This window comes from Leclercia sp. Colony189 (assembly GCF_009740165.1).
GTDB lineage: Bacteria > Pseudomonadota > Gammaproteobacteria > Enterobacterales > Enterobacteriaceae > Enterobacter.
The window spans coordinates 1168349-1180727 of the sequence record NZ_CP046557.1; the positions used below are offsets into that span (position 1 = coordinate 1168349).

13 protein-coding genes are annotated in these 12379 nt (G+C 58.6%); 3 read left to right on the forward strand and 10 right to left on the reverse strand.

Going from position 1 to position 12379, the window contains the following annotated elements:
* Positions 1-26 precede the first annotated feature (26 nt).
* The 4 genes from GNG29_RS05485 to tesA form a co-directional block, all read right to left on the reverse strand.
* Positions 27-881, reverse strand: coding sequence for a hypothetical protein (locus GNG29_RS05485; protein ID WP_156654013.1), 855 nt, complete (start codon positions 879-881; stop codon positions 27-29).
* Positions 882-1204: 323 nt separating this feature from the next.
* Entirely contained in the window at positions 1205-2059 is an 855-nt protein-coding gene (locus GNG29_RS05490) for a co-chaperone YbbN (RefSeq protein WP_156654014.1), read from the reverse strand.
* A 57-nt stretch (positions 2060-2116) separates the two neighbouring features.
* Complete coding sequence (locus tag GNG29_RS05495; protein WP_103178529.1) at positions 2117-2926, reverse strand: SDR family oxidoreductase; 810 nt, start codon at positions 2924-2926, stop codon at positions 2117-2119.
* A complete protein-coding gene (gene tesA / locus GNG29_RS05500; RefSeq protein WP_197431844.1) occupies positions 2916-3539 on the reverse strand; it encodes a multifunctional acyl-CoA thioesterase I/protease I/lysophospholipase L1 in 624 nt (207 codons plus the stop codon). The genes GNG29_RS05495 and tesA overlap by 11 nt, the downstream gene beginning before the upstream one ends.
* On the opposite strand from tesA, the gene ybbA reads away from it, so the two are divergent.
* From ybbA to GNG29_RS05515, 3 genes are all read left to right on the forward strand, one after another.
* Positions 3510-4196 carry a putative ABC transporter ATP-binding protein YbbA gene (gene ybbA, locus GNG29_RS05505; RefSeq protein ID WP_103178531.1) on the forward strand — a complete coding sequence of 229 codons (687 nt, stop codon included), beginning with the start codon at positions 3510-3512 and terminating at the stop codon, positions 4194-4196. The two genes, tesA and ybbA, sit on opposite strands and share 30 nt — an antisense overlap.
* Positions 4193-6607, forward strand: coding sequence for a putative ABC transporter permease subunit YbbP (ybbP, locus tag GNG29_RS05510; protein WP_156654016.1), 2415 nt, complete (start codon positions 4193-4195; stop codon positions 6605-6607). Before ybbA ends, ybbP begins: the two co-directional genes overlap by 4 nt.
* 182 nt (positions 6608-6789) lie before the next feature.
* Entirely contained in the window at positions 6790-7935 is a 1146-nt protein-coding gene (locus GNG29_RS05515) for a porin (RefSeq protein WP_156654017.1), read from the forward strand.
* Positions 7936-8150: 215 nt separating this feature from the next.
* On the opposite strand, the gene mnmH is transcribed toward GNG29_RS05515, so the two are convergent.
* The 6 genes from mnmH to lpxH all read right to left on the reverse strand — a co-directional run bounded on the left by mnmH (position 8151) and on the right by lpxH (position 12376).
* Positions 8151-9221 carry a tRNA 2-selenouridine(34) synthase MnmH gene (gene mnmH, locus GNG29_RS05520; protein WP_103178534.1) on the reverse strand — a complete coding sequence of 357 codons (1071 nt, stop codon included), beginning with the start codon at positions 9219-9221 and terminating at the stop codon, positions 8151-8153.
* Positions 9222-9295: 74 nt separating this feature from the next.
* Positions 9296-10363, reverse strand: a complete 1068-nt coding sequence (purK, locus tag GNG29_RS05525) for a 5-(carboxyamino)imidazole ribonucleotide synthase (RefSeq protein ID WP_156654018.1) — start codon at positions 10361-10363, stop codon at positions 9296-9298.
* Positions 10360-10869 carry a 5-(carboxyamino)imidazole ribonucleotide mutase gene (gene purE / locus GNG29_RS05530; RefSeq protein ID WP_032616904.1) on the reverse strand — a complete coding sequence of 170 codons (510 nt, stop codon included), beginning with the start codon at positions 10867-10869 and terminating at the stop codon, positions 10360-10362. The genes purK and purE overlap by 4 nt, the downstream gene beginning before the upstream one ends.
* 171 nt (positions 10870-11040) lie before the next feature.
* A complete protein-coding gene (locus tag GNG29_RS05535; RefSeq protein WP_156654019.1) occupies positions 11041-11229 on the reverse strand; it encodes a hypothetical protein in 189 nt (62 codons plus the stop codon).
* A 70-nt stretch (positions 11230-11299) separates the two neighbouring features.
* Entirely contained in the window at positions 11300-11509 is a 210-nt protein-coding gene (locus tag GNG29_RS05540) for a YdgH/BhsA/McbA-like domain containing protein (RefSeq protein WP_103178537.1), read from the reverse strand.
* A 144-nt stretch (positions 11510-11653) separates the two neighbouring features.
* The gene (gene lpxH / locus GNG29_RS05545) at positions 11654-12376 is read right to left on the reverse strand and encodes a UDP-2,3-diacylglucosamine diphosphatase (RefSeq protein WP_103178538.1); all 723 of its coding nucleotides are present in this window, start codon (positions 12374-12376) and stop codon (positions 11654-11656) included.
* Positions 12377-12379 lie beyond the last annotated feature (3 nt).

The following is a 12379-nucleotide window of genomic DNA, read 5'->3' on the forward strand; positions in this document are numbered from 1 at the left end:
CGCGTGTTTTCCGTTATCAGAGAAGATCAGGCGCTGGAGGGAGTGTAAAAGAAGTCAGCGATATACTGTTCGCCCGCGTCAACGATCGCCCGCGACAGTCCCGCATAATATTTTTCCAGGCCCATCGCTTCTATCTGCTGCAGCTGCTCGCGCACCGGGGCACAGAACAGACCGGCGTTACCCGCTTCGACGCGCTTATTATTCGGTGGCAGATCGCCGGTGATCGCTTTAAACCAGGTGCGGATACCCTGTTTAAGGTTATTTGGCGCTTTCGACAGATCGTCGATCCCCGTCAGCACCTGCAGGGTCGGGAAGCGATCTTCCGCCACGGCGCTTTTCAGGCGGTCAAAGAACTGGCTGAACAGTTCAAAGGAGCCCAGTTCGATAATTTTCGGTTTTGTGGTTTTACCGTTTTTATTGCCGATTTTGCTTGCCGCAGGCGTGCTGGACGGCACGATACCTGTCTTATGCAAGTCTAAACCAAACAGCAGATTGCAGTGGGCACGGCGCTCTTTCAGCGGGTAAGACATCAGCACATCGATAAACGTCGTCGCCATCACATCCGACAGCTTATGGTTGATCAGCCACTGCGAGCGAGAGAAATCGGCCGGGGAGACAAACCAGTGCGGAACCTCGTTGTAACGCTTCGACTTACCTTTGCCATCAAATTCAATGAAATGCGTGCCGTTGTCGAAAGCAAATTTGCAGTTTTTAAAGCTGACGATGGTGGTGTTGACGATCAGCGCTTTTTTGACGAAATCAACGACTTCCGGTCCAATAACGAAGCTGGTCTCTGCCGATGAGTGGATGACTTGCATTAATGTTTCTACATCAGGAACACCCGGCTTGAGAGAGGTGAACTCATAAAAGATATGTGCCATGCCGCATACTTCCTATAGTTATTAGCGTGCCCTTTTCATAACGAAAAAGTTTAACATCATCCTGATAAAGCTGGCTAATGGCAGCGTGTGTGGGCGTTTTGCCACGATCACAAATGGAAGATAAACGTTACTCCAGACGGGCTATTCGTTCAGAAACGTGGACATAGGGAAGGCTATATTTTACATCGTTAAAGTCTGGTTAACATTTTCTCAAAATTAAACATCAGGAAGACTAAACAAACGCTATCGGCAGAGATAAAAAAGCCGCCATAACGGCGGCTGACAGAGTGTTCGTGGCGGCACTGACCGGCCAGCTGGCAGAATCAGTACAGCAGAGCGTAAAGTTTACGGCGATAGGTCGAAGCCAGTGAATCACCCGTCCCGAGGGCGGCCAGAATTTCCTGGAACATTTTGCGCGCCTGGCCGTCTGCCGCAGCCAGATCCTTTTTAAGATGGCTGAACAGCAGTTCCAGCGCCTCTTCGTTACGACCTACCTGATGCAGCTGCAGCGCCAGCTGGCTCGCCAGTACCGCGTCGTCAGGGTTGTCGGCAACCTGCTGTTGCAGCTGCTGGATTTCCGGCGTATCCGCCGCCTGCTTCAGCAGTTCAATTTGCGCCACCAGCCCCTGGTAGCGGGTATCCTGATCCTGCAATGGGATCGTTTTGAGCACCACTTCGGCCTCTTCAGAACGCTTTAAGATAATTTGCGTTTCCGCCAGCAGCAGGCCGATTTCACTATTTTGACCGGAGAGCTGCCACGCCTCTTTCAACAGCGGCAGGGCTTCGTCATGTTTGCCTTCGGCCATCAACGCTGCCGCCTGCTGCGCTTTCAGCTCCTCTTCGCGCGGCAGCACTTTATCCAGCAGGGCGCGGATCGCCTCTTCCGGCTGCGGGCCCTGGAAGCCATCCACCGGCTGACCGTTCTGGAACAGATAAACCGTAGGAATGGCGCGCAGGCCAAACTGGGAGGCAATCATCTGCTCGGCGTCGCAGTCCAGCTTCGCCAGGATAAACTGACCGTTGTACTGGGCTGCCAGCTTCTCGAGCACCGGCGTCAGCTCCAGACAGTGCTGACTACGTTCAGACCAGAAGTAGAACAGCACCGGTTTGGTCATCGACTGTTCAAGGGTCTGGTGCAGGTTGGCTTCGGTAATGTTGACAATATTCTGTACGGACATGCGGCTATCCCAATTATGAGTTTCTGTTTACATGGGGGCGTGGCGCGAGGCTTCAACTCAACCCTGTAAAAATTTGTCCATCATCCGGCCAGGCAGCAGGCGCTTCAGCAGGCCGACGGCATGGGTCACCAGCGTGACCGGATAACGCAGCTTGGGGTTTTTGCTCTCAAAAGCATGGCGCACTTTGGCGACCACCGCCTCCGGCCCCAGGGTAAAACGGGCGGCGATACCGGGGTTTTCCACCGGCTTGTCGGCCTGGGTTTGATTGACATTGTCGGTAAAGCGGGTGCGGATAGGGCCCGGTTCAATCAGGCTCACCTTAATGCCGCTGTGGCGAAGCTCCATGCGCAGGGCATCAGACCAGGCTTCCAGCGCATATTTGCTGGCGGCGTAAGCCCCGCGGCCCGGAGTAGAGATAAGTCCCATCACCGAGGAGGTCATCACAATCCGGCCTTCGCCGTGTGGCAGCATGGCCGGCAGCAGGCGCATGGTCAGCTGATGAACGCCAAAAAAGTTGGCGGAGAATTGCGCTTCAAGCTGCTGGCGGGTAACGCTCTGCAGCGGGCCGTAAACGCCGAAACCGGCATTATTAAACAGGCCATACAGACGATTGCCGGTCAGGGCGATCACCTCATCGGCGGCGCGCTCAATGCTGTCGGTACAATCCAGATCCAGCTGTACGCCGGTTAAGCCCATGCCGTTCATCCGTTCAACATCTTCCGGTTTACGGCAGGCGGCCAGCACCCAGAACCCCTGACGCTTCAGCTCAAGGGCGCTTTCCAGGCCAATGCCACTGGAACATCCTGTAATTAAGACCGATTTTTGCATAACTTTACCTGTCAGGATCTCCGTTGAATTACGAGTCATGTTTAACTAATGGAGCCAACCGGGTTGCCATCCAGTCGGCGATAAACGGTTGGGCGTCCCGATTGGGGTGAATACCGTCGTCCTGCATCCACTGCGGTTTCAGGTAAACCTCTTCCATAAAAAAGGGCAGCAGCGGAATATCGAACTCTTTAGCAAGCTTCGGATATATCGCGCTAAAGGCTTCATTATACCGACGACCATAGTTGGCAGGCAGTCGAATTTGCATCAGCAACGGCTGGGCGTTCGCGGCGCGGATATCCTGCAGAATTTTGCGCAGGGTTTGCTCGGTCTGCTGTGGCTGGAAACCGCGCAGGCCGTCATTGCCGCCAAGCTCCACCAGCACCCAGCGCGGCTGGTGCTGTTTCAGCAGGGCCGGCAGACGGGAGAGACCTTGCTGGGAGGTGTCCCCGCTAATGCTGCCGTTAACAACCGACGTTTTGCTCTGCCATTTATCATTCAGCAGCGCAGGCCAGGCGGCACTGGCCGCCATCCGGTAGCCAGCGCTCAGACTGTCACCCAGAATTAATAGCGTGTCCGTAGCCGCGGCGCGAAATGAGAACAGCATCAAAAACAGGAAGGGCAAATGCCAGCGGAAAACATTGTTGAAGTTCATCATCTTAAGAAGTCCGTGGGTCAGGGTGAGCACGAGCTTTCCATCCTCACCGGAGTTGAACTCATTGTCAAACGCGGGCAGAGCATCGCCCTGATTGGAGAATCGGGCTCCGGCAAATCCACGCTGCTGGCGATCCTCGCCGGTCTGGATGACGGCAGCAGCGGTGAGGTCAACCTGGTCGGGCAACCCTTGCATAAGCTCGATGAAGAGGCGCGCGCCGCCCTGCGGGCAAAGCACATTGGCTTTGTGTTCCAGTCATTTATGTTGATTCCAACCCTTAACGCGCTGGAGAACGTCGAGCTGCCGGGGCTGCTGCGCGGTGAGAACACCACCCAGAGCCGGGAGAGCGCCAGCGCGCTGCTGCAACAGCTGGGGCTGGGGAAACGCCTCGATCACCTTCCGGCGCAGCTCTCCGGCGGCGAGCAGCAGCGCGTAGCGCTGGCCAGGGCGTTTAACGGTCGCCCGGATGTGCTGTTTGCCGACGAACCCACCGGTAACCTCGATCGCCAGACCGGAGACAAAATTGCCGATCTGCTCTTTTCGCTGAACCGTGAACACGGCACGACGCTGATCCTCGTCACCCACGATCCGCAGCTGGCCGCCCGCTGCGATCGCCGCCTGCGCCTGGTCAATGGCGAACTGCAGGAGGAAGCATGATTGCCCGCTGGTTCTGGCGCGAATGGCGCTCCCCTTCGCTGCTGATTGTCTGGCTGGCGCTAAGCCTGGCGGTGGCCTGCGTACTGGCGCTCGGCAGCGTCAGCGATCGGATGGAAAAGGGACTCAGCCAGCAAAGCCGTGAGTTTATGGCCGGCGACCGGACGCTGCGCAGCTCCCGCGAAGTGCCGCAGGCGTGGATTGAGGAGGCGAGAAAGCAGGGGCTGAAGGTCAGCGAGCAGATCGGTTTCCAGACCATGACCTTTGCCGCCGGGACGCCGCAGCTGGCGAGCGTGAAGGCGGTCGATGATATCTATCCGCTCTACGGCGAGCTTCAGACCAACCCGCCGGGGCTGAAGCCTGCGCCGGGCACGGTGCTGCTGGCGTCGCGTCTGATGGCGCTGCTGAATTTAAAAACCGGCGACAGCATTGATGTCGGCGATGCCACCCTGAAAATCGCCGGGGAGGTGATGCAGGAGCCGGACGCCGGATTCAATCCGTTTCAGATGGCGCCGCGTCTGCTGATGAACACCGCAGATGTCGCCAAAACCGCGGCGGTACAGCCCGGCAGCCGCGTCACCTGGCGCTTTAAGTTTGGCGGCACGCCCGCGCAACTGGAACGTTACGAAAAATGGCTCCTGCCGCAGCTGAAGCCGGAGCACCGCTGGTCCGGGATGGAGCAGGAGGAGGGCGCACTCGGCAAATCGCTGGAGCGTTCCCAGCAATTCCTGCTGCTCTCGGCGCTGCTCACGCTGCTGCTGGCGGTGGCGGCGGTGGCAGTCGCCATGGGCCACTACTGCCGCAGCCGCTACGATCTGGTGGCGATCCTCAAAACGTTGGGGGCGGGCAGGGCGCAGCTGCGCAAACTGATTATCGGTCAGTGGCTGATGGTGCTGACGCTCTCGGCTGTCACCGGCGGGATGATGGGGCTACTGTTTGAAAAAGTGCTGATGGTACTCCTCAAGCCGGTGCTGCCCGTCGCGCTGCCCCCTGCCAGCCTCTGGCCGTGGCTCTGGGCGATCGGGGCGATGACCGTCATTTCGCTGCTGGTGGGGCTGCGTCCTTACCGCCTGCTGCTCGCGACACAGCCCCTGCGCGTTCTGCGTCGCGACGTGGTGGCCAGCGTCTGGCCGCTGAAATATTACATTCCGGCTATCGTGGCGGTGGTGGTGATGCTCCTCGCCTGGCTGATGGGCGGGAGCATGCTGCTGTGGGCCGTGCTGGCTGGCGCCGTCGTGCTGGCGTTGCTCTGCGGTGTGCTGGGCTGGATGCTGCTCAGTGTGCTGAAAGGGCTCACGGTAAAATCGCTGCCGGTGCGTCTGGCGGTGAATCGCCTGCTGCGCCAGCCGTGGTCGACCCTCAGCCAGCTGTCGGCATTTTCGCTCTCGTTCATGCTGCTGGCATTGTTGCTGGTGCTGCGCGGCGATCTGCTGGATCGCTGGCAACAGCAGCTTCCACCAGAAAGCCCGAACTACTTTTTGATCAACATTGCCCCGGAGCAGGTAACGCCCCTGAAAGCGTTTCTCGCTGAACACCAGATTATCCCGGAGTCTTACTACCCCATTGTGCGGGCGCGCCTGACCCAGATTAACGGGCAGTCCACCGAGGGCAATAAAGATGAATCCCTCAACCGGGAGCTGAACCTCACCTGGCAGGATAAGCGCCCGGATCATAATCCGATCACCGCCGGCAGCTGGCCGCCGAAAGCGGGGGAGGTATCGATGGAGGAGGGGCTGGCGAAACGCCTCAACGTCGCGCTGGGCGATACGGTGACCTTTACCGGCGATACCCAGGATTTCAGCGCGAAAGTGACCAGCCTGCGCAAGGTCGACTGGGAGAGTCTGCGGCCTAACTTCTTCTTTATCTTCCCCCCCGGGGCGCTGGACGGGCAGCCCCAGAGCTGGCTGACCAGCTTCCGCTGGGAGAATGGCAACGGCATGCTCACCCAGCTTAACCGCGAGTTCCCCACCATCAGCCTGCTGGATATCGGCGCGATCCTCAAACAGGTCGGGCAGGTGCTGGAGCAGGTGAGCCGGGCGCTGGAGGTGATGGTGGTGCTGGTGACCATCTGCGGCGTGCTGCTGCTGCTGGCTCAGGTGCAGGTCGGGATGCGCCAGCGTCATCAGGAGCTGGTGGTCTACCGTACTCTGGGGGCAGGTAAAAAGCTGCTGCGCACCACGCTGTGGAGCGAGTTCGCCCTGCTGGGGCTGGTGGCTGGCCTGGTGGCGGCCATTGGTGCCGAAACTGCGCTGGCGGTGCTGCAAACCCGGGTATTTGACTTCCCGTGGGAGCCAGACTGGCGGCTGTGGGCGATCCTGCCCCTGAGCGGTGCGGTGCTGCTTTCGCTGTGCGGCGGCTGGCTGGGGGCGCGTTTACTGAAAGGCAAAGCCCTGTTCCGCCAGTTCTCCGGTTAATTCCTTTCCTGAACTATCACGTGCCAGTTTTTATACTGGCACGTGATGACTAAGTAGCATAAAAAGATAAATCATTGAATTTTAGCGGCACAAAACATTAAAAACCGGGCAACACGGACAGATAAATCCTGGTTAATATTCACCTGCTAAATAAATGGCAGTGTGTTTAACAAGGAAAAACAGTGACTATAAATAAAAAAGCGCTGGCAGTGGCTATTGGCGCAGCAGTGGCATTGACCTCTTTTGCATCCCAGGCTGAAATCACCGTTCTTAAACAAGATCCGCAGGCGGGCAACCCGCTGAGCCGTCTGAACTTCACCGTTGGCGGCAGTATTCGTCCTCAGTTCCAGAACATGACCGGCGACGACGGCAAAAACAGCTATAAGCGTAATGGCTTTGACGGCGGTACCCGCTTCCGTTTCGCGGCGGATTACTACCTGTTTGATGACATCAGCTGGGTCAGCTACTACGAGCTGGGGGTGAACATTCCGGCGCAGTTTAACTGGGACAACCACCACGCCGACGGCGCGCACGACACCTCCCGCCGCATGCTCTACACCGGCCTGAAGAGCGACACCTGGGGCACCCTGACCTTTGGTCAGCAGAACAGCGTCTATTACGATGTGGTCGGCGCGAAAACCGATATCTGGGACTACGACATGATCGGCCAGGCGCCGGGTAATGGCATCAACGGTGACTACGACGGCTCTTACCGTTCACGCCAGATGCTGAAATACAAGAAAACCCTCGGCGATGCCGATCTCTACGCCTCTTACCTGTTCGAAGATAGCGAATATCTGCCGGGCAACGGCCTCCGTTACAAGCGTAAAGGCGGCGGTTCACTGGGTCTGGATTATCGTCTGACCACCGATCTGACCTGGGGCGCGGCCTGGAACTACACCCGCGCCGACATGCGTAACCCGGATAATGGCGACAGTAAAACCTGGGATCAGAACATCCTCGGTACCGCGCTGAGCTGGACGCCGGACAACTGGACCTTCTCCGCAGGCGGCGGCTGGTATCAGAACTTTATGACCAGCAAAAAAGTGTCGGTAAATGACTACTTCGCGGGTGATGCGTGGGGTATTGAGTACTTCGCCGGCTATAAATTCCCGATTGGTCAGTATGCGGTGAAATCGATCCAGCCTTACTTCATGGGTGACCGTATTGAGACCATGAATGGCCGCAACTACCAGCGCATCGACAACGGCGTGGGTGTCAGCTTCCAGCTGGACTACGGCTTCCGCGTCGATTACGAGCACGTGTTCACCTCCAGCACCGACGATCTGGGCGATATGAACCTGGTACGTTTGCGTTACGACTTCTGAGTCGTCTGTTCCCCGGTAGCGCGCAGCGATCCGGGGCTACGTGCGGTGCGGTTTGTTCCCCGGTAGCGCTGCGCTTACCGGGGCTACGTGTGGTGCGGTTTGTTTCCGGTGGCGCTGCGCTTACCGGGGCTACGTGTGGTGCGGTTTGTTTCCGGTGGCACTGCGCGTACTGGAACGGTGTAGGCCGGGTAAGCGCAGCGCCACCCGGCGTTCTGTCAGCGGCTCAGCCACTCCGCCACGTCCCCATACGTCCCGCGATAGACAATCTTCTCCGCCTTCTTCTCCAGCTGATAGCGATACATCGGGTCGTAATAGTCATTGAGCAGCGGCGCCAGCCAGCTGAGATGCGCCTCGGTACTGCCGGTACGCTGCTGTTCATCCAGAGCGCTGTCCAGCAGGGCGGTCAATTCGGCATAACGCTGTAACCCCAGGCGGCGGCGAATGGCAAACAGGCCGTGGTACAGGTAATCGCGATACTCCAGCCAGCCCGCCTCTTCCCCCCGCGCTTCGTGAAAGGCCTGCCACATCTGCTCGAAATACTCTTCGCGCAGGCGCTCAAGGCGCACCTCAAACGGGTCCTCAACCACCACAATGGGCGACTGCGCCATGCGGTCGCGCAGGCACTCTGGCAGGTGGTTGGAGCCAATCATCCGCCCCTCATCTTCCAGCACCCAGCGCGCAGCGTTTTTTTTCAGCAACTCGACGGCGAGATGGTTTTCAAAACTGGCCTGGGAAAGCTGCGGGGCCAGCGTGCGGCCAAAGGAGGAGCCGCGGTGGTGCGCCAGTCCTTCGAGATCGACGCCCTCAGGATGCGCCTTCACCAGCAGCGTTTTGCCGCTCCCGGTGCAGCCGCCAATCAGCACGCTGGGTTTTTGCGCCTGCTCAACGGTCGCCTGGATAGCCGCCTGGCGTAGCGCCTTGTAGCCGCCGACGATCAGCGGGTAATCCACCCCGGCTTCTTTCAGCCACGCCTGCGCGATATGCGAGCGCTGTCCGCCCCGGGCGCAGCAGAGATAGCCCTGCGGGTGAGCAAGGCAGGCGGCGCGCCAGGCCTCCAGTCGCTCTTCACGCGTCTCACCGCTTACCAGACGGTGGCCGAGCGCCAGTGCCGCCTCCGGACCCTGGCGTTTATAGCAGGTGCCCACGGCGGCGCGTTCGTCGTCGTTCATTAGAGGCAGGTTGTGTGCCGCAGGCATGGCACCCTGAGCAAATTCCACGGGGGCACGCACGTCAATTAATGGCGTGTCGGTAGCAAGTATGGCGCGGTAGTCCGTCCCATCGTTCATAAGGATCCCTCAAAACAACAATGGGCAGGATTTTACGCCGGGGAAGGGGAAGGTCAACTCCCCGGCGGTGAGGCTTAGCTGAGCGTTGACTGCGCCCAGGCAATCCCGCTGGCGTACTCCGGCGGCAGCAGAGGGACAATTGCTTCAAGCGTTGCGCAAAGGCGAGGGATATCGCTGTCATTCAGGTTGAGATGGCCGACCTTACGACCCGGGCGCACCTCTTTGTCGTACCAGTGCAGATGCACCAGCGGCAGCTTCAGCCAGTCATCGTTCAGATCGGTACCGATCAGGTTGATCATCACCGACGGGCTATTGACCACCGGCTGCGGCATCGGCAACCGGGTAATGGCGCGCAGATGCAGCTCAAACTGGCTAATGGAGGCGCCGTTTTGCGTCCAGTGGCCGCTGTTGTGGACGCGGGGCGCCAGCTCGTTGATCAGCAGACCTTCTGGCGTGACGAAGCACTCCATCGCCATTACGCCCACGTAGCCCAGCGCCTGCATGATGGCAGAGAGCATGCTTTCTGCCTGCGCTTGTTGCGCTGCGTTGGCCTGCGGGAAGACCACGCTGGTGCGCAGGATCCCGTCCTGATGCAGGTTATGGGTCAGGGGATAAAAGACCGTGCTGCCGTCGTGGGCGCGGGCACCCACCAGCGACACTTCACCGCTGAAATTAATGCCCTGCTCAACGATGCATTCGCCGTAGCACTCGTCCGGCAGCTGGTCGGTTTCCCCGGCGCGCAGACGCCACTGGCCGCGGCCATCGTAGCCGCCCACGCGACGCTTGACGATCGCCAGTTCACCCAGCGCGTCAAACACACCCGGCCACTGGCTTTTTTCACTCAGCAGCTGCCACGGCGCGGTAGCGAGATGCAGATCGTCGAACAGCTGCTTTTGCGTAAGACGGTCAGCAATGATCGGGAAGACGTCGCGGTTAACGAAGGCGTTGTGACGAGCCAGCTCGCGGGTTAACGGCGTTTCCGGCCAGCGTTCGATTTCTGCGGTGATGACGCTCTGCTGAAACGGCACGGCTTCAGGCTCATCGTCCAGCCCGACCGGCCAGACGGCGATCCCCAGCGGTTCACCAGCCTGGCGCAGCATACGGCCTAACTGGCCGTTACCAAGGACGCAAACCTGCTTCATGCCGCACCTCGCGGGTCCGGGTTCTCCAGGACCTCGTCGGTCTGGGCGGTACGCCACGCGACCAGGCGCTGATGCAGTTCTTTATCATGAGTGGCCAGGATCTGAGCGGCCAGCAGCGCGGCGTTAGCTGCGCCTGCTTTGCCAATCGCCAGCGTCCCTACCGGAATGCCGCGCGGCATCTGCACGATGGAGTAGAGGCTGTCGACACCGCTCAGGGCTGCGCTCTGAACCGGGACGCCGAGCACCGGCACCAGGGTTTTGGCGGCAATCATACCGGGCAGATGCGCGGCGCCACCTGCACCGGCAATAATCACCTGATAGCCATTCTCTTCCGCGCCTTCGGCGAAGCTGAACAGCTTATCGGGAGTGCGGTGCGCGGAGACCACTTCAACGTGGTGAGGAACGTTCAGGATGTCAAAGATTTCGGCGGCGAACTGCATGGTAGCCCAGTCGCTTTTGGACCCCATCACGATGGCGACACGCGCCGGATTATTGCTGGAAGACATGCGTCTTAAAACTCCTGTGGTGCACAACTCTCGGCTTTTGAGGCCACAGAGAATAGCACGATACACAGGCAAGGAAAACGGTTGCGCGGCTAAAACTTCCGGCAAAATCCCGCGCTTTCTGCCACAAAAAAACCGCCGAAAGGCGGTCTTTTCACAGGTTGCTTTGACATTTTACAGGAGATTACCTGCGGTCAGGCTCTCTTTATCAAAGGCATGGCTCACATCAATATGATTTTGATGTACTGCTGTGTCGATATTCGAACCCGCCTCCGGGGTGGAGAAGGCGTTCTCGGCGGCCATCGCGCCAGAGGTGAGGGAAGCGGCCAGCAGCAGGGCGCTGACGATAGTGATATTTTTCATTCTTTTTTCCTTCTTCATCCTGTTGTCGCTGTCGCTTGTCTCTTATCTGGCGGCACGGCAATGCGTTAAATTATTTAGTCAGTTCAGCGGTCATATACACGCGGTTGTCGAACTGGGCGCTGGTGATTTTGTAGGCTGCACCCTCTTTAGCGGCCTGCGCGGCGATTTTGGCTTCGGCGCGGTCAATGGTAGAGGCGGTGGCGCTCACGCTCTGGGCAAAAGAACCGAAAGAGATCAGAGAAAGTGCGGCAACTGCAACGAAAGTTTTGATGGATTTCATGGTCGTATTCCTTAAGCTGATTTGTCTGGAGTAGGGCGTTGTTGCCCTGATGTGAGTAATCATAGGCCGACCAGAGTGTGATTAAAATCAAAACAATTTGCGGGAAGAATTCAAAAAAATTGAATGATTTTCAGTCGGGGGATTTCAGAAAGGGAAAGCGATCAGCTCCACGCCTTCGGGCGTGACCTTAATCATCGATCCTTCGCTATGCCAGGCGCCTAACACCACGCGGTGGGCTTGCTCTCCGTTGGCGGTCAGGTCATGCATGGCCGGGCGATGGGTATGGCCGTGGATCAGCCACTGGACCTGGTGTTTTTCCATCACGCTGACCACCGCCTGCGGGTTCACGTCCATGATGGTCATCGATTTGCTGCTGTTGGCGGCTTTACTGCCGGCGCGCATTTTCGCGGCGATACGGCTGCGAATAAACAGCGGCAGGGCGAGAAAGAGCGTCTGGATCCAGGGGGTATGCACTTTGGCACGAAACGCCAGATAGCCGGTATCGTCGGTGCAGAGCGTGTCGCCATGCATTATCAGCACGCGGCGGCCATACAGGTCGAGGACGGTCTCTTCCGCCAGCAGGATCATGCCGCTTTCACGGGCGAAGCGTTTGCCCAGCAGAAAGTCGCGGTTGCCGTGGATAAAGAAGCAGGGGACGCCAGAGTCGACCAGCGCTTTAAGCGCACTCGCTATCTCGCGGTGCAGCGGGTTCGGATCGTCGTCGCCAATCCAGGCTTCGAACAGATCCCCCAGGATGTAAAGCGCATCGGCGTGGCGGGCTTCACCCTGTAAAAAACGCAGAAAACCGGCGGTGATCGCCGGTTCTTCTGTTTGCAGATGCAGATCTGCAATAAAGAGTGTCGCCACGAA

Coding starts and splice junctions, on each gene's coding strand:
- GNG29_RS05485 (WP_156654013.1), bottom strand. CDS start 881: ATGGCACATATCTTTTATGAGTTCACCTCTCTCAAGCCGGGTGTTCCT.
- GNG29_RS05490 (WP_156654014.1), bottom strand. CDS start 2,059: ATGTCCGTACAGAATATTGTCAACATTACCGAAGCCAACCTGCACCAG.
- GNG29_RS05495 (WP_103178529.1), bottom strand. CDS start 2,926: ATGACTCGTAATTCAACGGAGATCCTGACAGGTAAAGTTATGCAAAAA.
- ybbA (WP_103178531.1), top strand. CDS start 3,510: ATGCCAGCGGAAAACATTGTTGAAGTTCATCATCTTAAGAAGTCCGTG.
- tesA (WP_197431844.1), bottom strand. CDS start 3,539: ATGAACTTCAACAATGTTTTCCGCTGGCATTTGCCCTTCCTGTTTTTG.
- ybbP (WP_156654016.1), top strand. CDS start 4,193: ATGATTGCCCGCTGGTTCTGGCGCGAATGGCGCTCCCCTTCGCTGCTG.
- mnmH (WP_103178534.1), bottom strand. CDS start 9,221: ATGAACGATGGGACGGACTACCGCGCCATACTTGCTACCGACACGCCA.
- purK (WP_156654018.1), bottom strand. CDS start 10,363: ATGAAGCAGGTTTGCGTCCTTGGTAACGGCCAGTTAGGCCGTATGCTG.
- purE (WP_032616904.1), bottom strand. CDS start 10,869: ATGTCTTCCAGCAATAATCCGGCGCGTGTCGCCATCGTGATGGGGTCC.
- GNG29_RS05535 (WP_156654019.1), bottom strand. CDS start 11,229: ATGAAAAATATCACTATCGTCAGCGCCCTGCTGCTGGCCGCTTCCCTC.
- GNG29_RS05540 (WP_103178537.1), bottom strand. CDS start 11,509: ATGAAATCCATCAAAACTTTCGTTGCAGTTGCCGCACTTTCTCTGATC.